This window comes from Sinorhizobium mexicanum, from assembly GCF_013488225.1.
GTDB lineage: Bacteria > Pseudomonadota > Alphaproteobacteria > Rhizobiales > Rhizobiaceae > Sinorhizobium > Sinorhizobium mexicanum.
This window is the reverse complement of record NZ_CP041241.1, coordinates 119,343-145,618: the sequence shown is the minus strand read 5'-3', so window position 1 is coordinate 145,618 and position 26,276 is coordinate 119,343. Positions and strand designations below refer to the sequence as shown.

The following is a 26,276-nucleotide window of genomic DNA, read 5'->3' as shown; positions in this document are numbered from 1 at the left end:
TCCCGGCAGGCCGGCCACGTTGCTTTCGCTTGCCTTTTCGGTAAGGGCGACCGTCAGCCTGGGCGTTCGCCCAAGACTACGCGCCTGCAGTCGAATCCGCCGAGGCGAAATTGCCGGAAAAGGCAAAGACATCGATCGGCTCGTCGAGCCCCCTTACCGGATGGGAGCCGAGATTTTCCAACTCGCCTTGGCATCTGGCCATTTCGACGAAGGCCCTGGAGAGCAGAATGGGCCGTTTGATCACCTTTGTCAGGCTTTCGAGGCGGGAAGCGATGTTCACGGCCGGCCCGATCACCGTGAAATCGAGGCGTTTGCTTGAGCCGATATTGCCGTACATCACGTCGCCCACATGGACGCCGATGCCGTAGCCGAGCGGTTCATGGCCCTTTTGCACGTTCTCTTCGTTCAACCTGGCAAGCGCCGCCTGCGCTTCGCTGATCGCGCTGAGAAGATTGCTGCAGGCCATCGGATCGCTCAGCGGGAAAATCGCCAGCAGGCCATCGCCCATGAACTTGAGTATCTCGCCGCCATGCCGCTCGATCGGCTCGCACATCGCGTCGAAATAGCCGTTCAGCAGCTCGATCACGTCGTCCCGCGGCCAAAGGTCGGACAGTTTCGTGAAATCGCGGAGATCGCAGATCAGGATCGCGGCGCCGACCGTCACCCCGCTGCCGCGCGTCGTCGCGCCGGCCAGGATCTGTTCGCTCGCATGCGGCCCGACATAGGTCTCCAGCAGCGTGCGGGCGAAGCGGTTCTTCAGCCTGATCTCGCTGACCAGCGCCAGCGCAGGCAGGAGATCGGCGAAGACTGCCATGTCGTCGTCGCTGAAGCCGCCCGGCCTGTCGCTGGCGAAGGTAACCGCATGCCGCTTGCCGAGCGTGTGCTCGAGCGGCCAGATGAAATAGTCTGTAAGACCGCTGGCGCGCAGTTCATCATAGAGGGGGTATTGCGGGCCGCCCGCCGCGGGGTCGTCGAGGTGCGCCCGCACCTCCGGCGCGCCGTTGTTGAACTCGTGCAGCGGGCTGTTCAGATACTGCTCCGTATCCTCGATGCCGTATTCATAAGTCTGCAGTTCCGCCTCCGACAGCCCTTTCCGCCAGAGGATTCGCGCGCCGATCCATTGCGGATGGTGAATCCTGAAATGAAGCGAGGCCCGAGCGACCGGCACGCCGGCCGCCACCAGCCGTTCGCACATTTCGACGAAGATGTTGTCGATGAAACGCTCGCCGCGCGTCTCGTTGATCAGCCAATCAACGATTTTCCGCCCTTGCATCGGCCGGGTTGCGTCGTCCCGGCGCGCCTCGGCGAGGCTTGGATTCAATAGCGACTGCATTGCGACACTCCATCATCGCCGACGGCGCTCGCGTCCTCTCGGACGCATAGAGGCCGCTGTGGCGCTTCCGATCGCTACATGTTCCTATCCTCCAATCGACACCGATTTGAGCAAACATGCAGGATATACTTTGGGTAATGTGGCGCACCGTGGCACGATTTTTAAGGGGCCGGTTGTGGAAAAGCCCCGGAACGATCGTTCCGGGGCTTTCTTGCCGCCTGACCGGGAGAAATGTCAGGCGGCTTGAACCTTTTTCGAAACACGCGCCCATTCCGGGATCCAGTCGCGGTGGGCCGCAAGCAGGTCGTCGACGAGCGACCAGATCTGGTCTAGGTCGAGTTCGGCGGCCGTATGCGGATCCATCATCGCTGCGTGATAGAGGTGCTCGCGATTCTCGGTCACGAGCGCCTGGACCGTCAGCTCCTGGACGTTGATGTTGGTGCGGATCAGCGCCGTCAACTGCGGCGGCAGCGCGCCGATATAGGTCGGCTGGATGCCGGAAGCATCGACCAGGCAAGGCACTTCCGCGGCGCTATTTTCCGGCAGCGAGGTGATGCAGCCGTTGTTCCTGACGTTGCCGTAAATGACCGAGGGTTCGCCGGTCCAGACCGAGTTCATGATCGAGGAGGCATATTCGTGGCTCTCCTTGACCTCGATCGTCTCGGCTTCCTTGTAGGCAGCCGCCTGGCCTTTCCAGCGTTCGATCTGCTCGATGCAGCGCTTCGGATATTCGTCGAGCGGAATGCCGAACTTCTCGATGAGATCCGGACGCCCCTCCTTGATGAAGTAGGGCGTGTATTCCGCGAAATGCTCCGAGCTCTCGGTGACGAAATAGCCGAGCCGCGTCAGCATCTCGTAGCGCACCTTGTTCGGGCAGCGCGGGTTCCAGTGGCTGGGCTTCGGGAAGCGGCCCTCGCGATAGCCACGGATAAGATCCGGGTAGAGGTCGCGATAGCTGCCGTCCGGCTGCCGGTGCTCGAACTTCAGGTAGAAGGCCATGTGGTTGATGCCGGCGGCGCGGTAGCGGATTTCCTCGACCGGAATGTCGAGATCGCGGGCGAGCTCGAAGGCCGTGCCCTGCACCGAATGGCAGAGCCCCACTTGGCGGATCGTCGGGTATTTCTCAGCGATCGCCCAGGTATTGATCGCCATCGGGTTGACATATTGCAGCAGGATCGCCTCGGGGCAGCAGGCGAGCATGTCCTCGCAGATCTTCCAGAGATGCGGCACGGTGCGTAAGCCCCGCATGATGCCGCCGACGCCGAGCGTGTCGGCGATCGTCTGGCGCAGACCGTATTTCTTCGGCACCTCGAAGTCGGTGACGGTGCAAGGCTCGTAGCCGCCGATCTGGAAGGCGACGACGACGAAGTCGGCCCCTTCGAGCGCTTTGCGCTGGTTCGAATGGGTTTCGATCTTCGCCTTGACGCCGAGCGTGCGCACGAGCTTGCCGGCGACGATCTCGCTTTCTGCGAGACGCTCCGGGTTCACGTCCATCAGCGCGATGGTGGCGGCGGAAAGCGCCGGGCGCTGAAGCACGTCGCCGATGATGTTCTTCATGAAGACGGTGGAGCCGGCGCCGATGAAGGTGATCTTGGGTTGCCTGGTCATGGGATACCTCTGTTTGAAGCTCATGCGGCTACATCGAAGGCGGCCCTGACGAGCCGTTCGGTGTAAGCGGTCTTGGGATTGGAAAGGATTTCGCTCACCGGCCCCTCTTCGACGATCTTGCCGTTTTGCATCACGACCACACGATGGCAGAGCGCGCGCACGACTTTGAGATCGTGGGAGATGAAAAGATAGCTCAGGCCCCGCTCGTCCTGGAGCTTGCGCAACAGGTCGATGATCTGCGCCTGCACCGAAAGATCGAGCGCCGAGGTCGGCTCGTCGAGCAGGATGAACTCCGGCTCGAGCGCGATCGCCCGGGCGATGGCGATGCGCTGGCGCTGGCCGCCGGAAAACTCGTGCGGGAAGCGCGACAGGATGTTGGCCGGCATGCCGGCGCTGACAAGCGCGTCCTCGACACGCGCCAACCGGTCCTGGCGATTCTGACCGATCCCATTGACGATCAGGCCTTCCTCGATGATCTGGCCGACCGACATGCGCGGGTTGAGCGAGGCGAACGGGTCCTGGAAGACGATCTGGATTCGCGAGCGAAGCGGCCGCATCGCCTTGCGGTCCTTTCCGTGGATCGGCTGACCATCGAAGTAGATCTCCCCCCTGTCGGTGTTGATGAGCCGGATCAGCGCCTGGCCAAAGGTGGTCTTGCCGGAGCCGGATTCGCCGACGAGACCCAACGTTTCGTGCCGCCGCAGGTGGAGGTTCAGGCTGTCGACGGCGACGAGCTCCTTCAGCTCCGGCTTGAAGAAGCCGCCCTTCTTCAGCATGAAGGAAACCCTGACGTCCCGGCCGTCGAGCACAATCGGTGCATTATCCGGCAGCGGATTGGCCGCGCCCGAAGGTTCGGAGGCGAGCAGCCGGCGCGTATAGGTGTGAAGCGGATTGGCGAAAAGCGCGGCGGTGGTGTTGTGTTCCTTCACCTCGCCGTATTGCATGACGTAGACGTAATCCGAGAACTGCCGGACGACGGTCAGATCATGGGTGATGAGGATCACGGCCATGCCGAGTTCCTTTTGCAGCTTGCGGATCAGATTCAAAATCTGCGCCTGCACGGTGACGTCGAGTGCCGTTGTCGGCTCGTCGGCGATCAGTACGTCCGGGTCGTTGGCGAGCGCCATGGCGATCATCACCCGCTGGCGCTGGCCGCCGGAAAGCTGATGCGGATACTGGTTGAGCCGCGCTTCCGGGTCGGGGATCTGCACGTGGCGCAGCAGTTCCAGCGCCCGCTCGTTCGCCGCGCGGCGGCTGACGCGACGGTGGGCGCGGATCGCCTCGATGATCTGGCTGCCGATCGTGTAGACCGGGTTCAGCGAACTCATCGGCTCCTGGAAGATCATCGAGATCCGGTCGCCCCTGAGCGCCCGGCGCTGCCGCGCGGAAAATTTCAGCACGTCCTTGCCGTCATATTCGATGCGGGAATGCGAGGCGATCGTGGCGCGCTTGGACAAAAGACCCATGATGCTGCGCGCCGTCACCGACTTGCCGGAGCCGGACTCGCCGACGATCGCGACGGTCTCGCCGCGATAGAGCTGGAAGGAAACGTCCTTCACCGCTTCGACCGTTCCGTGCTCGACCTTGAAGGTGACCGCGACTTTGCGCACGTCGATGATCGGTCTCGCGCCCTTCGTCGTAAGGTCGCGCCTTTCTTCCGGGGCCGGGGCAATGGTTTCTGTCGTCGCCATTGGCGTGCTCCTCAATAGGGATCGATTGCGTCGCGCAGGCCGTCACCGAGCGCGTTGAAGGCGAAGACGGTGACAAGCACGAAGGCTACGGGCGAGAGAATCCAGGGATAGGACCCGATCGCCGAGTAATTTGCCGTATCCTGCAGCATCAGCCCCCAGGAAATGAGCGGCGGCTTCACCGCGAAGCCGAGGAAGCCGAGGAAGGATTCGAGCAGCACGACCTGCGGGATCGACAGCGTCACCGCAACGATGACGTGACTCATGACGTTCGGGAAAATGTGCTGGAAGATGATGCGCCGGTCCGTCGCGCCGATCGCGATCGCCGCACGAACATAGTCGATCCGGGCGAGCGCCAGCGTCTTGCCGCGGACCTCGCGCGACATCTGCGCCCAGCCGAGCGCCGACATCACGATGATGACGAAGGCGAGGAACACGCTGGTCGGCGCCGTCACCGGGATCAGCGAGGCGAGCGCCAGATAGAGCGGCAGTTGCGGAAAGGCGAGCACGAGTTCGACGAAACGCTGCACCCAGGCATCGAAGCGGCCGCCGAAATAGCCCGACACCATGCCGACGGTCGTTCCAACCACGGTGACGATAAAGACGACGATCAGCGCGATCATCAAGGAGATACGCGAGCCGTGGAGAATGCGCGAGAGCACGTCGCGACCGAACTTGTCGGTGCCGAGGAAATGGACGGCCGTGCCATCGACGGCGCCGAACAGATGGCGCTCCACCGGAATGAGACCGAGAAGCCGGTAGGGTGCTCCCTTGACGAAGAAGCCGAGGATCTGCGGATTGTCGTAATCCGGGCCGATCACCGGCTGGAAGGTGATCGGGTCGAGCTCTTCCGTCTCGCGCACCGGATAGCTACGCGGCGGGAAGACGAAGTTGCCGTCCTTGTCGTGGATGCTGATTGCCTGCGGCGGAGCGAAGCCGACGCCGGTCGCCTTCGGATCGACGGGCGACAGGAAATCGGCGAAGAGCGCCATCAGGATCAGCAGGCTGACGAGGATCAGGCCGAGCAGACCGGTCCAGGATCGCTTGAGGCGGCGCCAAACGAGCGCGGTGTAGCTCTCGTTATGGTGCTTTTCCTTGGGCTGCATGGAGAGCGGGATGGTGCTGTGTGTTTCGACACTCATGCGTGGGCCCGTCCTCCCATACGCACCCTCGGATCGAGGGCGGCAAGCAGCAGGTCGGCGATGATGTTGCCGACGATCAGCGTTGCGGAGAGAACCAGCATGAAGGTCGCGGTGACATAGACGTCGCCGACCCACATGGAGCCGACGATGGCCGGGCCGACCGTCGGCAGTGCGAAGATGATCGCCGTCTCGATCTCGCCGGTCAGCATGTAGGGAAGCACGACACCCTGATACATGATCAGCGGGTGAAGGGCATTGGGAACAGCATGCCGCATGACGACGGCACCTTCGCTCAAACCCTTGGCGCGCGCCGTCTCGACATATTGCGCGTTCAGCGTATCGAGCAGGTTGCCGCGCATGACGCGCATATTGTAGGCGAGGCCGCCGAAGGTGGCGATCGCGACGACCGGCCAGACATGCTTCACCAGATCGACGAACTTGTCCCAAGACCACGGCGCCCCGCCAAAGCGGGCGGAATGGAAGCTGTTGATCTCGCTGACATTGAAATGGAAGACGAGGACGTAGACGATGATCAGCGCCATCAGGAAGCGCGGCACCGTCATGCCGAGGAACGAGACGGTCGAAAGCAGGCTGTCGACCCAGGAATATTGCCGCGTCGCGGCAAGGATGCCGAAGGATATGCCGAAAAGCGACGCCAGAAAGTGGCACACGAGCGCCAGCGCCAGGGTACGCGGCAGGCGTTCGCCGACGACGTCGGCAACCGGCTTGTTGTAATAGAGGCTGTGGCCGAAATCGCCGCGCGTGAGAATCCCGGTCATCCAGTTGACGTACTGGATCGGCAGCGGCTGATCGAGGCCGTGCTCCTTGCGATAGGCCTGCGCCTGCGCGTCGGCTTCCTCGAAGGAGGCGCCGCCCTGATTGATGAGCTGCGAGCGGATGTAGTCGCTGTAGTCACCGGGCGGCGCCTGGATGATGGCAAAGGTCGCCACGCTCAGGACAAGCAATACCGGAATGGCAGAGGCGATGCGGACAAGCAGAAACCTGAACATGCCGTTTCCTTCTGTCGTTCGTCGCGCGGGACACCGGTCTTTCCGGCCTCCCGGGCGTATTGAAAGGGCGCCCATCATTCCGGCCACCACGGAAGCCGGAATGATGGTTCAAGGCTTAGTTACTCGGGCCGCTATCGCCGGGCTTGCCGGGAAGCTGTTCCGGGTAGAGCTCGTAGTCGCCCTGCTTGTCGGCCGCGACGAAGACCCGCTCACGAATGATCGTGTCTTCGGCCCAGTTGAACATGAAGATCGGCGCGCCGGTCGGAATGTTCGAGAAACGCTTGTTGATGATCAGCGCACCCGGATATTCCGTCAGGCCGACGGTATCGACATTGGTCGTCGCGGTCTTCTGGTACTGCTTCATCAACGCCGCCCGCTCATCGTTGTCGTTGCTGGCGATGAACTTGTTGACCAGATCGACGAGCTCCTGCTCGTACGGCATCAGGTCGACGGTGCCGCTTTCAGGGGCACGATGGTGCCAGCTGGTCCGGGGACCGGTCGGCGCAAGCTGCGTCGTATTCTGCACCACCGACGTCAGCTCCTGGTCGTTGCGGCGGATCAGCCAGTCGAATTTGCCGGCATATTGCGTCGCGTCGCGCTTGGTACCGTCGACGGCGTTGATAACGACCTTGAGGCCGAGCTGCTCCATCTGGCCGATCAGGCCTTCGGCGAGATTGCGGTCGGTGCCGTAGTCGGAATTGACGAGCAGCACGATCTGCACGTCCGCGCCGCCCGCGGTCCCTTCCGGGAAGTTGACGAAGCCGTTGCCGTCCGTGTCCTTGAGCCCGGCCTTTTCGAGCAGCGCCTTGGCGCCTTCGAGATCGAAGGCATAGTACATGGTCGACTGCCGGTCGTAGAAGCTCGTGCCGGAGGAAAGTCCGCCCGGATAGATCGCCGTGAACGGGCCTTTCACCAGAGCTTCGCCGAGCTTCTTGCGGTCGATCGCCATGGTCACGGCCTTGCGGAAGTCGAGGTTACGGTTGAGCTCGCGCACCGCCTGGGCCCGCGCATCTGGCTCGCCCCAGCCATTGGCCGAGAAGTTCAGGCGCAGATTGTAGCCGATGACGCGGGGACCGAAGGCAAGCCGCGCCGGCGCCGCCTCATCGGCCGCACGTTTCAGCGACTCGACGAAATTCTCCGGCTGTTCCAGGTTCGAGAAATCGCCCGAACCGGCAATCGCCTGCACGTCGCGGTCGGCCCAGGTCGAAAGCTTGTAGTGCAACTCGTTGAGGTATGGCAGCTGGTTGCCGGCCTCGTCCACCTTCCAGTAGTAGGGATTGCGGCGCAGCACGATGATGTCGTCCGCCCGGTAGGCCACCGGCACCCAGGCACCCATCACCGGGATGTTCAGGTACTCCGCCGGAAAACCGTTCTTGTACTGGTCGTAGGTGGTGCCGGCATATTTCGGGTGCTTGGTCTTCAAAATGTGCGACGGGCCGGGGCAGAAGGTGCCGTAGGCCATCGCGTAAAGATGCTGGCGTGGGAAGGCTTCCTTGAAGGTCCATTCGACCGTGTATTTGTCGATCTGCTTCAGCGTCGTTCCAACCCCGAAGGTCTCGGGCGTCGCGCCATTCAGCGGGGAAACGTTGGGATCGACGACATTGTCCTCCCAATAGAACATGACGTCCTCGGCGTCGAAGGGATCGCCGTCCGACCATTTCGCACCCTCGACGAGATGCATCGTAAGCTTGTGGCCGTCCTCTGACCATTCCCAGCTTTTCGCGAGGTTCGGCAGCGGCTCCACGTCGGCAGCCTCGACCTGGAAGAGCGGTGCGGTGCGCGTCAGGCATTCCGACATGCCGATGTCGATGCCGCCCCAGCCTTGAGTCTGGCCGGCACTGTAGTTCCAGCCTTCGGGCCGCCCGCCGATGACGTGGCGGAGCACGTCGCCGTAGATGCCGACACCGTCAGGCATGTTGCCGGTCTTGAAGACCATCGGCTCCTTCGGCAGCCGCTCGGCCACCGGCGGCAGCTTGCCGGTCTTGACGAATTTCTCCGTCACCCAGTCCGGCTCCTTGTATTCGGGCAGGGCCTTGAACTCCAGAAGCGCGTCGCGCGGGACATAGGTGATCTTGCCCTGCGCCGGGAACGGCGGCTGTTCGGGCACGACGGTCGGCTCGGACGACCAAGCCTCGACGGCGAAGGTAGAAATACCGACCAGCAGGGCGGCCGTTGTCTTCAATCGGTGCGTTCTCATTGGCTTAAGGTTCTCCCTCCTCAATTCGCCACGCCGGGGCGGGTGGCGCTCCTTGTTGGCTACGAGCACCAGCGTCTCCTCACGCAGATGTCGTCGGCCGTCATTTCAAAGCGTAAGCGGGCTGGTTACCCCCCTCTGGCCTGCCGGCCATCTCCCCCACAAAGGGGAAATTGGATGCGGCGGCCACTCGCTCTAATCGAAACGCATCTGCAGGTAGAACGCTTCGGTCGAGGGGCGCATAGCTTGCCACGCGGCGATCTCCCCCCTTGTGGGGGAGATGGCCGGCAGGCCAGAGGGGGGTTTTAAGCTCGTCGCTCATTCACTCCACTTCCAGGTACCCACACGCCTACCCCGCAACGCGCAACTTCGCGGCTTCCTTTTCCTGACGGATTTCCTCAATCGAGCGCACCTCGCGGCGCGCCGCGCCCTTCCAGTCGTGGGTCTTGACCGTAGCTCGGCCGAGCCGCTCCTTCGCGGCATCGATCGCATGGGCGTATTGCGGCAACCATTCGGCCTGGGCGACGACCATCTCGTCGACCATCTGCCACACTTCCTCCGGCGTGCAGATAGCGCCGACCAGCGGGTCGTGCAGAACCGCGAGCTTCAGCAGATCGATGTCGCCGGAAATCGCCGCATGAACCGACATGCGCTGGACGTTGATCGACGAGATACAGGTGGCGGCGCACGCCTCCGGCAGCGTGATGCCCGACACCATGTTGATGCCGAAGCGATCGACGAAGCCGGGCGATTCGATGATCGCATCCGCCGGCAGGTTGGTGATGACACCGTTGTTCTTGACGTTGAAATGGCCGCGATAGACCCGGCCGGTCTCCAGCGCCTCGAGGATGTGGCTTGCATGTTCGTTCGAACGCTTCGCCGGATCGATCGGCTTGCCGGCGGAAGCCAAGAGCTGCGGATACTCCGTTTCGAACCAGTTGCGGGTTTCGGTCGAGTAGCGCAGATAACCGCCGGTCTCGCCATGGATCCAGTCGGACATGTCGATCCATCTGGTGATCTCATCCGGGCGCTTGCGGTACCAGGGCAGGTATTCGGAGAGATGGCCGTTGCTTTCCGTCGAATAGACGCCGAAGCGCTTCAGGACGTCGATTCGGAGCTTTTCCTGCTTCGAGAAGACCGGATGGGCCTCGAAGGCGGCGACAAGCTCGTCCTTGCCGACCTTGCGGCCGTTTAGCCGCACATCGATGAACCAGGTCTGGTGGTTGATGCCGGAGCAGATATAGTCGAGTTCGCCATCCCTGGCGCCCAGGATTTCCGCGATCTGCTCGCCGCCGTGCTGGACGCCGTGGCAGAGGCCGACGGTATCGACCTTGCCGTATTCGATCGCTGCCCAGGTGTTCATCGCCATCGGGTTGGCATAGTTCAGGAATTTGGCGCCGGATTCGGCGACCTCACGGATGTCCTTGCAGAAATCCAGGATCACCGGAATGTTGCGCTGGCCATAGAGAATACCGCCGGCACAGATCGTATCGCCGACGCACTGGTCGACGCCGTATTTCAGCGGAATGCGGATGTCGTCGGCATAGGCGCCGAGCCCGCCCACCCGAACGCAGCTGATGATGTAGCGCGCGCCTTCGAGCGCCTTGCGCCGATCGGTGGTGGCCGTCACCCGCGTCGGCAGGCTGTTCGCCTCGACAATCCGGTCGAGGATCGTCTTGATCATGCCGAGGTTGTGTTCGCTCAGATCGGTGAGCGCGAATTCGACGTCCTGGAGCTCCGGCACGGAAAGAATGTCGGTGAAAAGCTTCTTGGTGAAGCCGATGCTGCCGGCACCGATAATGGCGATCTTGAAGCGGCTCATGGTCGTCTCGTTCCTCCTCGTCCTACGGCATACGCGCTATAAGGGTAAAATCAATTCATCGAGTTGACCCCGGTCGCAAGGTGCGACCTCTCCTCTCTCAGGTGCTTTTCCACTAAGGAAAGCAGCCGTCTTGCGCCATCTGCGGCCATTATGTGTATAATCGACCGCACGACTAGAGAGGTATTGTGCTTTCATGGGTAATTCTGTGCTGCAGGATTTGATCGAGCACGGCCCGGTGATGCGGACCGTTTCATTGCCGCGGGGAAGGCAGAGCCTGCACACCATGCCGACCAGCACCGGCTATGAGATCAGGACCGACGCGACCTATGACTGGGACGGACGGAAGCGCGGCCAGACGCCATTCACCGTGCTGCAGCACACGATTGGCGGGGCCGGCAACCTGCGCTACGAAAACCGCACCTATCGGCTGCACGAGGGCGATACGCTGCTCCTGCTCGTGCCGCACAATCACCGCTATTGGCTCGAAGACGGCGGCCGCTGGGAGTTCTTCTGGATATCGATGAACGGCGAGGAGGCGCTGCGCATCCACCGCGCCATCCTGGCCGTCACGGGCCCTGTGCTGAAGCTGCAGCCGGAAACCATCGAGCATCTCGCCGATTGCAGCCTGCGGCTCATCAGGGGCGGCGAGACGCCCGGCCGTGCCTCGGCAATCGCCTATGAGGCGGCGATGGCGCTCTATGACGACGTCTTCGGCTCGCACCCGGTCTTCAGCCAGGAATACCGGACGATGCAGCACGTCATCGATCACATCATGGCCCACCTGGAAAAACCGCTGCCGGTCGAGGAACTTGCAAGAGTCTCGGGTCTCAGCCGTGCGCATTTCTCGCGCATCTTCGCGGCCAGCGAGGGCATGCCGCCGGCCGAATTCGTCCTGCAGAAGCGGCTGCAGCGGGCGGTGAAACTTCTGACCAAGACCGCCAGCCTGCCGGTCAAGGAAGTCGCCATCATGTCAGGCTTCGACGACCCTAATTATTTTGCCAAGGCCTTCCGCCGCGTTTTTGGCGCAAGCCCGACGGAATTCCGCACCACCGGCATGTATGCGAGCGTGCCAGCGGGGCCGCCGCGACAGGACGCGCGTGCCGTCGACCCTTGACGCTGCCCGCCATTGAAAAATCCGAGATAAAATTTTACTAAACGAACAGATGCGCCGTGCTCGACGGCGGCCTGCGGAACCAGACGACATGGTAACAATCAAGGAAATCGCCTCTGCGGTCGGCGTCTCGTCGGCGACGGTGTCGCGCGTTCTCAATTATGATCCGACCCTGTCGATCTCGGCGGCAAAGCGGCAGGCAGTGATCGAGACCGCGGAAGCGCTGAACTATGCGACACCGCGCAACCGGAACCGGGCGGCCGCCGTCAACGGTGCGGCGCAGGCGCTGGTGCCGGGAGCCACCAAGATCGCGCTCGTGCACTTCCTCGAGCCGGCTCAGGAACTGGTCGACCCCTATTATGTCGGTGTGCGGCTCGGCATCGAAAGCCGCTGTCAGGCGCTTAAGATCGAAGTCGTCAAGGTTTTCCATACGAAAAGCCTTCCCGACCCGACCGTCTTGCAGAGCGCTTCCGGCGTTGTCGCGGTAGGCCATCACTATGGCGAGGAGGTCGAATGGCTTCGCCGGCACAGCCGCCACCTTGTTTTTGCTGATTTTTCGCCGCCGGGCGAAGTGGATGACAGCGTCATGAGCGATGTCGGCCATGCGATGACCAGGCTCCTGGAGGCCCTTTATGACATCGGCTATCGCCGCATCGGTTTCCTTGGATGGATTGAGACGTTCTACGGCGCCGAAAACCTCCACGCAGAGCGCCGCTGTCGCACCTTCATCGACTGGATGACCAAGGCCGGCCTCTTCGATCCGGACCTTTGCATGGTTGAGCGCCTGACGCCCGACAGCGGCTATACGCTTGCCAAGGCGATGCTGTCTAAACCCAACCCGCCGAAGATCCTGATCACCTGCAACGACAACATGGCGATCGGCGCCTACCGGGCCGTTCACGAAATGGGCCTCAAAATCCCGCAGGATGTCGCGGTGGCGAGCTTCAACGACATTCCCGTCGCGCAGTTTCTCGGCCCGCCGCTTTCTACCGTCAAGATACCGGCGGAACTGATCGGGGAAACCGCCGTCGACCTGTTGCTGGAACGTCTTTCCGGGCGCGACATCAGCAAGAAGATCGTGCTCGGAACCGAGATCGTCTGGCGTGGCAGCACCCCTCCACCGGTTGACGCATCAGCGCCGCGAGAAAGCTGAAGTAAAAATTTACTGAAATATTGCCTCCCTTTTCATTTTAGGAAATACTCCGGCACCGAGACAGGGAGGACTGTCTCGGGGACCGATCTCTGGGAGGAAACAATGGATAATTTGGCGCGTGCTTTGCCGCGCATCGCCGGCCTTGCGCTGGCGAGCGTGAGCTTCCTGGCGGTGACCGCCGCGCAGGCGAAGGAAATCACCATCTGGTGCTGGGATCCGAACTTCAACGTCGCGATCATGAAGGAGGCCGGCGCCCGCTATACGAAGACGCACCCGGATGTCACCTTCAACGTCGTCGATTTCGCCAAGACCGATGTCGAGCAGAAGCTCCAGACCGGTCTTGCCTCCGGCACCGCCGATGCGCTGCCCGATATCGTTCTCATCGAGGATTACGGCGCGCAGAAATATCTGCAGTCCTTCCCCGGTGCTTTTGCGCCTCTTTCCGGCACCGTCGACTATTCCGGCTTCGCTCCCTACAAGGTCCAGGTGATGACGGTTGACGGCCAGGTCTATGGCATGCCGTTCGATTCCGGCGTCACCGGGCTCTATTACCGCAAGGACTACCTTGAGCAGGCCGGCTTCAAGCCGGAGGACATGCAGAACCTCACCTGGGATCGCTTCATCGAGATCGGCCAGCAGGTGGAGGAAAAGACCGGCAAGAAGATGATGGGGCTCGACCCCAACGATGCCGGCCTCGTCCGCATCATCATGCAGTCGGCGGGACAGTGGTATTTCGACACGGATGGCAAGGCCAATGTCACCGGCAATCCGGCGCTGAAGGCAGCCCTTGAAACTGTCGGCAAGATCATGTCGGCCAATATCTACAAGCCGGCAGCCGGCTGGTCCGACTGGGTAGGGACCTTCACCTCCGGCGATGTGGCCGCGGTCGTCACCGGCGTCTGGATCACCGGCACCGTCAAGGCGCAGCCGGATCAGGCCGGCAAATGGGGTGTCGTGCCCATTCCGGCGCTTTCGATCGATGGCGCCACACATGCCTCGAACCTTGGCGGTTCGAGCTGGTATGTGCTTGAAAGTTCGGCGGAGAAGGCCGAGGCAATCGATTTCCTCAACGAGATCTACGGCAAGGACATCGATTTCTACCAGACGATCCTGCAGGATCGCGGCGCCGTCGGCTCGCTGCTCGCCGCGCGCGGCGGAGCGGCCTACGAGGCGGCCGATCCCTTCTTTGGTGGCGAGAAGGTCTGGCAGAACTTCTCCGACTGGCTGGCAAAGGTGCCCTCGGTGAACTACGGCATCTTCACCAACGAGGCGGATACCGCCGTCACCGCGCAGCTCCCGGCGCTGACGCAAGGCACGCCGGTGGACGACGTCCTCAAGGCGATCGACGCCGAGGTCAGCGCGCAGATTCAGTGACCGGATGAGGAAGGTGGGCGGGCAACCGCCCGCCTTACGGTCGCAGCTCGATGCGCGGCTAACAGGTCCCCTTCCCGAGAGGATGATGATGGTTCACGCGCGCCGCGGCGGCATCGGCCGCTACTACGACGTCAATGGCTGGCTCTTCGTCGCCCCGGTGCTCGGGCTGATCGGCCTTTTCATGATCTATCCGATCTTCTGGTCGCTCTGGATGTCCTTCCAGTCCGGCCGCGGCATGATGATGAAGTTCGTCGGCTTCGGGAACATCGTCCGCCTCTGGAACGATCCGGTTTTCATCAAGGCACTCACCAACACGATGACCTATTTCGTCGTGCAGGTGCCGATCATGATCCTGCTGGCGCTGATCCTTGCGTCGATCCTCAACAACCCGCGGCTCGTCGGGCGCGGCCTTTTCCGAACTGCGATCTTCCTGCCCTGCGTTACCTCGCTGGTCGCCTATTCGGTGCTCTTCAAGGGCATGTTCGCGACCGACGGCGTCGTCAACTCGACGCTTGCAGCGCTCGGGGTGATCGCCTCCCCGATACCGTGGCTGACCCATCCCTTCTGGGCGAAAGTGCTCGTCATCATCGCCATCACCTGGCGCTGGACCGGCTACAACATGATCTTCTATCTCGCCGCGCTCCAGAACATCGACAGGTCGATCTACGAGGTGGCGCGCATCGACGGTGTTCCCGCCTGGGCACGCTTTACCCACATCACCGTCCCGCTCCTGAAGCCGGTCATCCTCTTCACCACGGTCATCTCGACGATCGGCACGGTGCAGCTTTTCGACGAGGTCTACAATCTCACGGAAGGCCGGGGTGGGCCGTCCAATGCGACGCTGACGCTGTCGCTCTATATCTACAACCTCACGTTCCGCTTCATGCCGAATTTCGGCTATGCGGCGACCGTCTCCTACGTCATCGTCGTGCTCGTCGCGCTTCTCGCCTTCTTCCAATTCTTTGCGGCCCGGGAGCGCGACAAATGACGAACGGCATCGGACGCGCGACACGCGCGCTTCTCACCTACGGTTTCCTGGGGCTGATGGCCTTCCTTTCCGTCTTCCCCTTCTTCTGGATGATGCTCGGCGCCACCAATTCGTCGATCGATATCATAAAGGGCAGAGTGCTGCCGGGCGCAGCGCTCGCAACCAATGTCGGCACTTTCTTCACCCAGGTGAACGCACCGCTCGTCTTCTGGAATTCCGCAAAGATCGCCATCCTCTCGACAGTGCTGACGCTCACCGTCTCGTCGCTCGCCGGCTACGGTTTCGAGATATTCCGCTCGCGCCACCGCGAGCATCTCTATCGCGCCATGCTCCTGACGCTGATGATCCCGTTTGCGGCGCTGATGATCCCGCTCTTCATCATGATGGGCCAGGCGGGCCTTATCAACACGCACATCGCCGTCGTGCTGCCGACCATCGGCTCGGCTTTCGTTGTCTTCTATTTCCGCCAGTGCACGAAGGCGTTCCCGTCGGAACTGCGCGACGCCGCGAAGGTCGACGGGCTGAAAGAATGGCAGATCTTCCTTTTCATCTACGTGCCGGTGATGCGCTCCACATACGCAGCCGCCTTCATCATCGTCTTCATGACGGCCTGGAACAATTATCTCTGGCCGCTGATCGTGCTGCAATCCAACGAGACGAAGACGATCACCCTGGTGATTTCCTCGCTCGCCTCCGCCTATTACCCCGATTACGGCGTCGTCATGGTTGGAACCGTGCTGGCAACGCTTCCGACCCTTGCCGTCTTCTTCTTCATGCAACGTCAGTTCGTCCAGGGCATGCTGGGCTCAGTCAAATAGGAATGATGATGCGCTCTGTTACTTCGTTCAACGATTCATGGATCTTCTCCGAAGGCTTCGCGGCTGCCGAGGCCGGCAAACCATTGGCCGGAACGACCGTCAGCCTGCCGCACAACGCGGTCGAACTGCCGTTCAACTATTTCGACGAGACGTCCTATCAGCGCGCCTTCAGCTACCAGAAGGTGCTGCCCTGGCGCGCGGAGTTCGCGGAGCGCGAAGTCTCGCTCGTCTTCGATGCCGCCATGGCGGATGCCGTCGTCTATCTCAACGGCGAGAAGATCATCGCCCACAGGGACGGCTATACGCCATTCGAGGCGCGGCTGACCGGCAAGCTCAGGCAGGGCGACAACCTGATCACGGTCAAGATCGACGGCAGCGAGAACCCGGAGATCCCGCCCTTTGGCGGCCGGATCGACTATCTCACCTATGCCGGCATCTATCGAGACGTCTGGCTGAAGATCACCGACCCGGTCTCGATCGCCAACATCAAGATCGAGACGCGCGATGTTTTGAGCGACGCCAAGTCCGTCACCGTCGGCTGCGATCTCGCGAACCCGCAGGGTCTCTCCTTCTCCGGAACGGTGACGGCGCTTCTGAGAGACGCGGAAGGCGAACTCCTGGCGGAGGCAGTCGGCGAGAGCGGCGGGGAAAGCGTCACGCTCGAAATGAGCGGCCTCACAGGTCTGTCGCTCTGGGATGTCGACAATCCAGTGCTTTACCAGGTCGAGGTGCAGCTCAGGACCGATCACGGCCGCGACCTCCTCTCCTCCCGTTTCGGCTTCCGCACGGCGGAATTCACCACCGAAGGCTTCCGGCTGAATGGCCGCCCGCTCAAGATTCGCGGTCTCAACCGTCACCAGTCCTTCCCCTATGTCGGCTATGCCATGGGGCAGAGCGCGCAGGAGCGCGACGCGGAAATCCTGAAATCCGCGCTCCATTGCAACCTCGTGCGCACCTCGCATTACCCGCAGTCGAAGTGGTTCCTCGATCATTGCGACCGCATTGGCCTGCTGGTCTTCGAGGAAATCCCCGGCTGGCAGCACATCGGCGGCGAGGCGTGGAAGGAGGAGGCGATCCAGAACGTCCGCCGCATGATCGAGCGCGACTGGAACCACCCGTCGATCGTCATCTGGGGCGTCAGGATCAACGAGTCGCAGGATTCGCACGACTTCTATGTCGAGACCAACCGGCTGGCGCGCGAGCTCGACCCGACGCGGCAGACCGGGGGCGTGCGCTACATTACCGACAGCGAATTTTTGGAAGACGTTTACACGATGAACGACTTCATCCTCGGCAACGAGGAACTGCCGGGATCGAACCGGCCGCGCACGGCGCTCCGCCCGCAAGAGGAGTGCACCGGGCTCTCGCGCAAGGTGCCCTATCTCATCACCGAGTTCGGCGGCCACATGTATCCGACGAAGATCTACGATCAGGAGCAGCGCCAGGCCGAGCATGTGCGCCGGCATCTCGAAGTGCTGAATGCCGCCCATGGGAGCCCAAGTACTTCCGGCGCGATCGGCTGGTGCATGTTCGACTACAACACCCACAAGGATTTCGGCTCGGGCGACCGCATCTGCTATCACGGCGTCATGGACATGTTCCGCGAGCCGAAATTCGCAGCCTACGTTTACGCCAGCCAGTGCGATCCCTCGGAAGCGGTGGTGATGAAGCCCGTGACCTTCTGGGCGCGCGGCGAGCGCAACATCGGCGGCGTGCTGCCCTTGATCGTGCTCACCAATTGCGACGAGATCGAACTGAGATACGGCTCGCTCACCAAACGCGTTGGGCCTGATCGCCAGAACTTCCCCCATCTGCCGCACGCCCCCGTCGTTATCGACCACCGCCACTTCACCAAGGACGAGCTCGGCGTCTGGGGCATGAAATGGGAGGATGCCGCGTTTACCGGTTTTATCGCCGGCAAGCCCGTGGTCACTCTGCACATGGTCGCCGATCCCGTTCCGACCACCTTAGAGGTCGAGGCCGACAGCGAGACGCTTCATGCCGAAGACCGCGACAGCGTGCGGGTCATCGTCCGCGCGCTGGATCAGGTCGGCAACATCCTGCCCTTCCTGAACGATGCCGTCGACATCGCGGTAGAAGGTCCGGCGCGGCTCATCGGGCCGGACCGGATTGTCTTCCAGGGAGGCTCGACCGGCTTCTGGCTGGAATCGACGGGCAAGACAGGCGAAGTTGTCGTCACCGTTACTTCGGCGCGGCTCGGCTCGGCGAAGCTTGAACTCTCCGTCGCGGGAGCAGCGAGCGCATGAGCGAGCTGCAACTCAGCGACATCCGCAAATCCTATGGCAGCCTGGAGGTCATCAAGGGCGTCGATCTCGACATAAAATCCGGCGAGTTCGTCGTCTTCGTCGGCCCGTCCGGCTGCGGCAAGTCGACCCTTTTGCGAATGATCGCCGGTCTCGAGGAGATCACCGCCGGCGATCTGACGATCGACGGCGAGCGGATGAACGATGTCGATCCATCGAAGCGCGGCATCGCCATGGTCTTCCAGTCCTATGCGCTCTACCCGCATATGACCGTGCGCGAGAACATGGGCTTCGCGCTGCGCTTCGCCGGTGTCGCCAAGTCCGAGATCGAACGCCGGGTCGGCGAGGCGGCAAAGATTCTCGAGCTCGATCCCCTGCTCGACCGGAAGCCGAAACAGCTTTCCGGCGGGCAGCGCCAGCGCGTGGCGATCGGCCGCGCGATCGTCCGGCACCCGAAGATCTTTCTTTTCGACGAGCCACTTTCTAATCTCGACGCGGAGCTCCGCGTGCACATGCGCATCGAGATCGCGCGGCTCCACAAGACGCTCGCCACGACGATCGTCTACGTTACCCACGACCAGGTCGAGGCAATGACGCTTGCCGACAAGATCGTGGTCATGCGCGGCGGCGTGGTCGAGCAGATCGGCTCGCCACTCGAGCTTTACGACGATCCCGCCAATCTGTTCGTCGCCGGCTTCATCGGCTCGCCGAAAATGAACTTCCTAAAGGGTGCGATCGAGCCCGGCGATGGCGGGCAGTTTTGTGTGCGCCTGCCGGACTACGCTGATGCGAATATCCCGGCGCAGTTGACAGCGGCGGCACCGGGAACTCCGGTAACCGTCGGCATCCGCCCGGAGCACTTCAATAACACCGGGCCGGCGGCCCTCGATCTGACGATCGACATGCTCGAACATCTCGGCGGCGAGACCTTTGCCTATGCCCGCCACGGCAATGGCGATCTCGTCGTCATCGAAACGAAAAACGGCCGCGGCCTGAAGTCGGGCGACCGCATCGCCGCCCGCTTCGACCCTGCCTCAGCGCTCGTGTTCGACGTCAATGGCAGGCGCCTGCGGTAGCGCGACCTTCTGCCCCGCCACCGTTCGTTCAAAGCATCAGCTACTGCATGTTTCCTTAAATCGTAGCCGATTTAAGGACAAAAACATGCAGCAATTCAAAGTGCTACAGCGTCCTTTGCGCGCCCTGTCAGACGCGCGGCGCTGTAAGACCGCCGATGCAAACATATTTTGTGTCGAGATAATCTTCGATGCCCTGGTGCCCGCCTTCGCGACCGAGGCCGGACTCCTTGACGCCGCCGAAGGGAGCTTCCGGTGTGGTGATGAGCCCCTCGTTGACGCCCACCATGCCGTATTTCAGGCCCTCTGAAACCCGGAACGCCCGAGCGAGGTCGCTGGTGTAGAAATAGCAGGCGAGCCCATATTCGGTGTCGTTGGCGAGCGCGACGGCCTCTTCCTCCTTTTCGAAGCGGAAGACAGGGGCGACGGGGCCGAAGATCTCCTCCTTCATGAAGCGCATGTCCGTCGTCGCTTCCGAGATCACAGTCGGCCGGAAAAATGTGCCGCCGAGCTCGTGCCGCGTGCCGCCGGTGATGACCTTTCCGCCCTTCGAGGTGGCATCCGCGATCAATTCCTCGACCTTTTCCACCGCGTTCCCGTCGATCAGCGGGCCTTGCTGCACGCCTTCCTCGATCCCCGATCCGACCTTCAGCTTGTCGCAGGCCTCAGCGAGCTTCTCGACGAAGCGGTCGTAGACGCCGCTCTGCACGAAGAAGCGGTTGGTGCATACGCAGGTCTGCCCGGAGTTGCGATATTTCGCGACCATCGCGCCCTCGACGGCACGGTCCAGGTCGGCATCGTCGAAGACGAGGAACGGCGCGTTGCCGCCAAGCTCCATCGAAACCTTCTTCACGGTCGACGCCGCCTTTGTGAGGAGGAGCTTGCCGACCTCGGTCGAGCCGGTGAAGGTGATCTTCTTGACCGCGGGGTTCTCGCAGAGCTCGTCGCCGATCTCCGACGCCGAGCCCGTCACTATATTGACGACGCCGGGCGGGATGCCGACTTCCTCGCAGAGAACGCCCCAGGCAAGACCCGAATAGGGCGTCTGAGAGGCGGGCTTGACCACGGCGGTGCAGCCGGCGGCGATTGCCGGGCCGATCTTGCGCGCCAGCATGGACGATGGGAAATTCCACGGCGTGATCGCCGCAATCACGCCCACCGGTTCCTTCGTCACGAGGATACGGCGGTCGGCCCAGGGGCTCGGCACGGTGTCGCCGTAGGTGCGCCGCGCCTCTTCGGCAAACCAGAGAACGTAGGCGGCCGAAGCGCCGATCTCGCCCCGGGCCTCGGCGAGTGATTTCCCCTGCTCGAGGGTCAGCAGATAGGCCAGCGCTTCCTGATTTTCCATGAGCGCGTCATGCAGCTTGCGCAGCAGCTTCGAGCGCTCGAGTGCCGTCGTCTTGCTGAAGGTCTGAAAAGCCTTATCCGCCGCCTCTATCGCGCGCCTGGTCTCCACCCTCCCGGACTTCGGCACAACGCCGATCTTCTGCCCTGTCGCAGGATTGATTACGTCGATAGTCGCGCCGGCATCGGCCTGAACCCACTTGCCATCGATCAGGTTGGCCTCGCGCATGAAATGGCTGCTCTTTTGAAGCATCGCGGTCTCCTCAAATGTATGTTGATTAACGGCCCGTGGGCCTCGCTATTGCTGCATGCCCCACCGGCGCACCGTCTTCTCCTCGATCTTGCGGAAGACCAGGTTTTCAATGGCGAGACCGATGATGATCACAGTCAGCAGCCCCGCGAAGACATCGGGGATGTCGAGCAGGTTCTTGCGCTCGTAGATGAACCAGCCGAGCCCTCCTCGGCCGGAGCTGACGCCGAACACGAGTTCGGCCGCGATCAGCGTCCGCCAGGCAAAGGCCCACCCGATCTTGAGCCCGGTGAGGATGCTCGGCAGCGCGGCCGGAATCAGGATCTTGCAGACAAGCCGCGGCCCGGAGAGACTGCAGTTCTGCCCCACCATGCGGAGCGTGCTCGATACCGCGCGAAAGCCGGAATGCGTGTTGAGCGCCACGGTCCAGAGAACCGAATGGACGAGGACGAAGATGAGACTGCCCGATCCCAGTCCAAACCAGGTCATCGCGAGCGGCAGCAGGGCAATTGCCGGCAACGGATTGAAGATCGACGTCATCGTCTCGAGAAAGTCGGAGCCGATCCGCGTACCGATCGCAAGAAAAGTCAGGACGCCGGCAAGCATGATGCCGATGACATAGCCCGCGAGCAGCATCTGGATCGAGGCCCAGGCGCGAATGACCAGGATGCCGCTGGCGGCGCCTTCGACAAGAGCCTCAACGGTCTCGGCAAATGTCGGGAACAGCAGGGCGTTGTTCAGCCACCGCGCATAGACTTCCCAGATGACTGCAAGCACGATCAGCATGACCAGCTTTCGCAGCCAATTCAGATTGTAGATCTTGTCAAAGGCTGTGAGCGGCTTCTCGACGACACCGTGCGCGTCTCCCTCCATTCGGGCGACGGCGATACTAGGAGCTGGGGTCATGTCAGACATGCTCGACCTCCTCGATCTCTTCGGCGAAGAGCATGTTATGGATCTCTTTTTCGAGCGCGGCAGCGGCGGATGGCGCCATGCCGTAGGGAATATCGTCGATACGGGCTTTCACGCGGCCGGGGTGAGGTGAAAGCAGCAGGATCCTGTTGCCGACCTTGATCGCCTCGGCAATCGAGTGCGTTACGAAGAGGACCGTGAACTTCGTCCCCTCCCACAGGGCCAACAGTTCATCTTGCATCTTGCGCCGGGTAAGCGCGTCGAGCGCGGCGAAAGGCTCGTCCATCAGCAGAATATCGGGTTCCATCGCCATCCCGCGGGCGATTGCCACCCGCTGCTTCATGCCGCCCGAGAGCGTATGCGGATAGCTGTCGGCGAACCGTGCGAGTCCGACCTTGGCGATGGCATCGGCGGCTTTCTCCCGCGCCGCCGCGCCGCGCAGCTTGCGCGAGGCCTCCAACGCGAAGACGACATTTTCTTTGACCGTCTTCCACGGGAGCAGCTGATCGAACTCCTGAAAGACCATCATCCGGTCTGGCCCCGGTGCCACGATCTGCCGTCCGTTCAGGCTGATCTTGCCTTCGGTCGGCTTGAGGTAGCCGCCCACGGCCTTGAGAAGGGTCGACTTGCCGCATCCCGACGGACCAAGCAGGATGAAGCGGTCGGACCGGGACACGTCGAAATCGACCCGATAGGTCGCGGTGACGACGTGTTCCTGAGTCCTGTACTGGAGCGTGACGCCCTTGACGTCGAGGAGAGGTGCAGTCATCCCAACACCCCCTCAGCTTCCCGGAAGCGAATGGATATCCTCGAAGAAGTAGTCTTTCCAGGATTCCGCATCGGCTTCGAGCGTTCCGATCGAATGCATGAACTCCGCCAGCCGGAACGTTCCCTTCGGCACCGTGGTGAACTCGATTTCGGGGTTGTTGAGGAGCGCCAGGGTCTCTTCAAGCGAATCCTTCGCGCCCGTGACGTCGAGATAGATTTGCGCCGCCTTGGGTTTATCGCTGCGGATCAGATCGGTCGCCTCGGTGATCGCCGCGAGGAAGGCCTTGTAGATACCCGGGTTCTGCTGTTGGAATTGCCGGGTGGTCCAGACCATTGAAAAGGTATGCGGCTCGCCGACCACGTCGTAAGAGCTCAGCACCTTGTGGATGTTCGGCAGCTTCAGCTCCTGATACTGGAAGGGCGGCAGGCTGACATTGGCGGTGACGGGGCTCTGATCCGACCGCAGGGCTGTCGTCGCGTCTACCGCGTTCATTCCGACCGTCAGCTCGTCGAGGCGGTCATAAGCGTCCATGCCGAACTTCTGCGCGGCAGCCATCTGGACGATGATCGCCTGGATGGAGACCTTGATCGCCGAGACCGCGATGCGGTCCTTCTCGGTGAAATCCTCGATCGAGCGGACGCCGGGATTCTTGGTGTTGAGATACATCGGCATGATCGCCTGATTGCAGACGCCGCGCACCTCCATCGGCGTTCCTTTCGTGCGCGACCACAGGGTAAGCATGGGCGGCGGTCCGCCGGTGGCGAAAGACAGATTGCCGGAAATCAGGGCATCGTTCATCACCGAGCCGGAGCCAAGCGTCACCCATTCTGTGGCCACGCTTGCGAGCCCAGCCGCATCAAGATGCTTCCGGAACAGCGACTGGTGTTCCATCACCATCACCGGCAGGTGCGGGATGGCAAAACCACGCGCAACGGAAACGGAACCCGTTTCGGCTCGCGCCGGGCGAACCAGACCTGCGCCGCACAAGGCTGCGGCGCCCGCCAGAAAATCACGTCGATGCATGTTTTCTCTCCCTCCCAGTGACCGCCGGCCGACAGAGTCCCTCCCTCGCAGCCTGGCGATAGAATTTAGCATCGATAGTCTTCTATAAGTTATAAGTTAGAGGAGTCAACAGGGATTAACGGTAAAACGGCATCCTGCACGACCTCGCTGCCGCCGAAATCGCAAGAGGCCGGTCGGAAGGGGAGAGAAGTTGTCATGGAAGGAAGACTTCACCGCGCGGGCGACGAAGCAGTGGCGAACACGGGGTCAGCCCACGGCCAGCAGGATATGCCCTGCGATCGTCTCTCCAGGCGCCAGAATGCGGAGGCCGTGATCCACCGTAGAGTCCATGCGCTTGACGGCATCCGGCATATGGCTGACCGGTTCGAAAGCGAAAAAGGACTGCCCCGCAGGCGTATAGACGATCGCCATTGAAAACAGCTCGTCCGCCGCAAAGCGCAAAGTGGGCAATCCGCCGCCAAGTTCTATCCTGGCGCGCCGCCTCCAGCCGGTGAAGCAATTGTTCAGCGTCGCGCATTCGACCCGACGTCCTCCATCGAAGGCACGGTCGGAAGTCACTGCAACGTGCTCCGTCGGCAGATGGTCCGGTCCGGTCATCCACATGCCGGATGCGCTGAAGGCAAGGACCGTATCGGGCCGCAGAGGGAAAAACGGATGCCAGCCGAGCCCGGCTGGCATCGGCCGCGTATCCACGTTTTCGAGCGAAAGCGCCACGCGCAGGCTTCGCGGTTCGAGCGTAAAGCTCTGCGTAGCGCGAAAGGCAAATGGCCAGCCGTCCGAACCTCCCGGCCCGCAGCCGAAGGGACTGTGCTCGAGGACAAGCCTGCACGACGAAGTCGAGGCGTCGGCGACGGACCATGGAAGCTGCCAGCCATTGCCGTGCAGGGCGTGCTCCTCGCCGGCATTGCGGGCGAGGTGGTGCTCGCCCCCAAAAGAAAAGCGCCCATGCGCGATGCGATTGGAGTAAGGCACGAGCGGGAAGGCGCTCGTTTGACGCACAACGCCCTTCTCCAGTGCCTCAGGCGGGGTCCGACGCATCAGGTCGGCCCCGGATTTCGCGAAGCCCGCGACCGAACCGCCGATATGCGGCGAGAGAGTAAGAACCAGGTCCCCCGCCGAGAGCCTTACAAGTGCGTCACCATTCCGCATAGGTGCCGTCGGGATGGGTCCAGTCGGCATCGGGCAGGCGCCAGTCCTGCTGCTTCGCAACAATTCCTTCCTCGTCCAGCACGATGCCGAGGCCGGCGGCATCGTTGATGGCAAAGACGCCGTCAGCCGTGGTCAGCGGCTTGGTGTCCTTCAGATAATCGAGCAGGTCGGCTTTGGGCAGTCCGGCAAACCCGGCGTGATAGTGCAGCCCGAGGCTCTGTTCCTGGATGACGATGTTCGGGCAGCAGAAGCCCACTTGCAGCGACGCCGCAAGCGATATCGGCCCGTTCGGGCAGTGCGGAGCGACCGCCACGTCGTAGACCTCGGCCATGCGGGCAATCTTCTCGAGCTCGAACAGTCCGGTGATCGACACGTCCGGCTGGATGATGTCGATCGCACCGGTATCGAGCACCCGCTTGAACTCCCAGCGCGAACTGAGCCGCTCGCCGGTCGCGACCGGAATGGAGCGCGCGGCGCTCGCCAGCATCTTCAGCGTTTCCTCGTTCTCCGGGGTCGTCGCCTCCTCGATCCACATCGGGTGGAACTGCTCGAGCTCCGCCAGCAGCGGCTTCAGGGCGGCGCGGTGCACGCGCCCATGGAGATCGAGCGCGATATCGAGCTTGTTGCCGAAGGCATCGCGCAACGCGCCCATGCGCGCGGCGGCGGCGTCGATGAGGTTCCGCTGGCCGATATGCCCCAACGCCGGTGTGGCGTTCATCTTGACTGCGGTGAAGCCCTCTTCCATCCGCTTGCGCGCATGCTCGACGATATCATTCGGACTGTCGCCGCCGATCCAGGCATAGGCACGGACGTGATCGCGCACGGCGCCGCCGAGGAACTCGTAGACGGGCATGCCGGCCCGCTGGCCCTTGATGTCCCACAATGCCTGTTCGATGCCGGCCGCCGCCGTTGCCAAGATCGGCCCGTGGCGGAAAAAGGCCCCGCGGCGGAGGCGCTGCGCTATGTCCTCGATCCGCGAAACATCGACGCCCTTGAGATTGGCGGCCATGTCCTCGATCGCCGCAACCACGGCGCGGGCGCGCTTCGGAATGATGGCTTCGCCCCAACCGGTGAGACCGTCATCCGTCGTCACCCGGACGAAGATCCACCGCGGGGGAACGCGGAATGTTTCAATGCTGGCTATGCGAGACATAACTATGCTCCTGATTTCATGAGAGGACCGGCAAGGTCCGCAACTGCATCACCAGACGCGCCCGGGTTTTTCGCAGGCCGGGCGCGGGCGTCGTTTGG

At 62.3% G+C, this 26,276-nt stretch carries 20 protein-coding genes; 7 read left to right on the top strand and 13 right to left on the bottom strand.

Going from position 1 to position 26,276, the window contains the following annotated elements:
- Positions 1 to 76: 76 nt before the first annotated feature.
- The 7 genes from FKV68_RS24835 to melA (FKV68_RS24805) form a co-directional block, all read right to left on the bottom strand.
- The gene (locus tag FKV68_RS24835) at positions 77 to 1,333 is read right to left on the bottom strand and encodes an adenylate/guanylate cyclase domain-containing protein (protein WP_180943187.1); all 1,257 of its coding nucleotides are present in this window, start codon (positions 1,331 to 1,333) and stop codon (positions 77 to 79) included.
- A gap of 234 nt (positions 1,334 to 1,567) precedes the next feature.
- Positions 1,568 to 2,941 (bottom strand): alpha-glucosidase/alpha-galactosidase, encoded by a 1,374-nt coding sequence (gene melA, locus FKV68_RS24830; RefSeq protein WP_180943186.1) that lies wholly within the window; start codon positions 2,939 to 2,941, stop codon positions 1,568 to 1,570.
- A gap of 20 nt (positions 2,942 to 2,961) precedes the next feature.
- Positions 2,962 to 4,632, bottom strand: a complete 1,671-nt coding sequence (locus FKV68_RS24825) for an ABC transporter ATP-binding protein (protein ID WP_180943185.1) — start codon at positions 4,630 to 4,632, stop codon at positions 2,962 to 2,964.
- A gap of 11 nt (positions 4,633 to 4,643) precedes the next feature.
- Positions 4,644 to 5,771: an ABC transporter permease gene (locus tag FKV68_RS24820; RefSeq protein ID WP_180943184.1), complete on the bottom strand. Its 1,128-nt coding sequence runs from the start codon at positions 5,769 to 5,771 to the stop codon at positions 4,644 to 4,646.
- On the bottom strand, positions 5,768 to 6,781 hold the full coding sequence (locus tag FKV68_RS24815) for an ABC transporter permease (protein WP_180943183.1): 1,014 nt from the start codon (positions 6,779 to 6,781) through the stop codon (positions 5,768 to 5,770). The genes FKV68_RS24820 and FKV68_RS24815 overlap by 4 nt, the downstream gene beginning before the upstream one ends.
- Before the next feature lie 115 nt (positions 6,782 to 6,896).
- Entirely contained in the window at positions 6,897 to 8,978 is a 2,082-nt protein-coding gene (locus tag FKV68_RS24810) for an ABC transporter substrate-binding protein (protein ID WP_180943182.1), read from the bottom strand.
- A 346-nt stretch (positions 8,979 to 9,324) separates the two neighbouring features.
- Positions 9,325 to 10,797 (bottom strand): alpha-glucosidase/alpha-galactosidase, encoded by a 1,473-nt coding sequence (gene melA, locus FKV68_RS24805; RefSeq protein WP_180943181.1) that lies wholly within the window; start codon positions 10,795 to 10,797, stop codon positions 9,325 to 9,327.
- Positions 10,798 to 10,990: 193 nt separating this feature from the next.
- On the opposite strand from melA (FKV68_RS24805), the gene FKV68_RS24800 reads away from it, so the two are divergent.
- The 7 genes from FKV68_RS24800 (at position 10,991) to FKV68_RS24770 (ending at position 19,581) form a co-directional block, all read left to right on the top strand.
- Complete coding sequence (locus FKV68_RS24800) at positions 10,991 to 11,911, top strand: AraC family transcriptional regulator (protein ID WP_180943180.1); 921 nt, start codon at positions 10,991 to 10,993, stop codon at positions 11,909 to 11,911.
- A gap of 88 nt (positions 11,912 to 11,999) precedes the next feature.
- The gene (locus tag FKV68_RS24795) at positions 12,000 to 13,061 is read left to right on the top strand and encodes a LacI family DNA-binding transcriptional regulator (protein ID WP_180943179.1); all 1,062 of its coding nucleotides are present in this window, start codon (positions 12,000 to 12,002) and stop codon (positions 13,059 to 13,061) included.
- A gap of 102 nt (positions 13,062 to 13,163) precedes the next feature.
- Positions 13,164 to 14,435: an ABC transporter substrate-binding protein gene (locus FKV68_RS24790; protein ID WP_180943178.1), complete on the top strand. Its 1,272-nt coding sequence runs from the start codon at positions 13,164 to 13,166 to the stop codon at positions 14,433 to 14,435.
- An 88-nt stretch (positions 14,436 to 14,523) separates the two neighbouring features.
- A complete protein-coding gene (locus FKV68_RS24785; protein ID WP_180943177.1) occupies positions 14,524 to 15,423 on the top strand; it encodes a carbohydrate ABC transporter permease in 900 nt (299 codons plus the stop codon).
- Positions 15,420 to 16,241, top strand: a complete 822-nt coding sequence (locus FKV68_RS24780; RefSeq protein ID WP_180943176.1) for a carbohydrate ABC transporter permease — start codon at positions 15,420 to 15,422, stop codon at positions 16,239 to 16,241. Before FKV68_RS24785 ends, FKV68_RS24780 begins: the two co-directional genes overlap by 4 nt.
- Positions 16,242 to 16,249: 8 nt before the next feature.
- The gene (locus FKV68_RS24775) at positions 16,250 to 18,508 is read left to right on the top strand and encodes a glycoside hydrolase family 2 protein (protein WP_180943175.1); all 2,259 of its coding nucleotides are present in this window, start codon (positions 16,250 to 16,252) and stop codon (positions 18,506 to 18,508) included.
- Complete coding sequence (locus tag FKV68_RS24770; protein ID WP_180943174.1) at positions 18,505 to 19,581, top strand: ABC transporter ATP-binding protein; 1,077 nt, start codon at positions 18,505 to 18,507, stop codon at positions 19,579 to 19,581. The genes FKV68_RS24775 and FKV68_RS24770 overlap by 4 nt, the downstream gene beginning before the upstream one ends.
- A 127-nt stretch (positions 19,582 to 19,708) precedes the next feature.
- On the opposite strand, the gene FKV68_RS24765 is transcribed toward FKV68_RS24770, so the two are convergent.
- From FKV68_RS24765 to dgoD, 6 genes are all read right to left on the bottom strand, one after another.
- Positions 19,709 to 21,175, bottom strand: coding sequence for an NAD-dependent succinate-semialdehyde dehydrogenase (locus tag FKV68_RS24765; protein ID WP_180943173.1), 1,467 nt, complete (start codon positions 21,173 to 21,175; stop codon positions 19,709 to 19,711).
- Positions 21,176 to 21,220: 45 nt separating this feature from the next.
- Entirely contained in the window at positions 21,221 to 22,078 is an 858-nt protein-coding gene (locus FKV68_RS24760; protein ID WP_209647239.1) for an ABC transporter permease, read from the bottom strand.
- 1 nt (position 22,079) lies between these two features.
- Positions 22,080 to 22,853 (bottom strand): ABC transporter ATP-binding protein, encoded by a 774-nt coding sequence (locus FKV68_RS24755; RefSeq protein WP_180943171.1) that lies wholly within the window; start codon positions 22,851 to 22,853, stop codon positions 22,080 to 22,082.
- A gap of 12 nt (positions 22,854 to 22,865) precedes the next feature.
- On the bottom strand, positions 22,866 to 23,876 hold the full coding sequence (locus tag FKV68_RS24750) for an ABC transporter substrate-binding protein (protein WP_180943170.1): 1,011 nt from the start codon (positions 23,874 to 23,876) through the stop codon (positions 22,866 to 22,868).
- Between the two features lie 246 nt (positions 23,877 to 24,122).
- Positions 24,123 to 25,025 carry an aldose 1-epimerase gene (locus tag FKV68_RS24745; RefSeq protein WP_180943169.1) on the bottom strand — a complete coding sequence of 301 codons (903 nt, stop codon included), beginning with the start codon at positions 25,023 to 25,025 and terminating at the stop codon, positions 24,123 to 24,125.
- Positions 25,012 to 26,178: a galactonate dehydratase gene (gene dgoD / locus FKV68_RS24740; RefSeq protein ID WP_180943168.1), complete on the bottom strand. Its 1,167-nt coding sequence runs from the start codon at positions 26,176 to 26,178 to the stop codon at positions 25,012 to 25,014. The genes FKV68_RS24745 and dgoD overlap by 14 nt, the downstream gene beginning before the upstream one ends.
- Between the last annotated feature and the right edge of the window lie 98 nt (positions 26,179 to 26,276).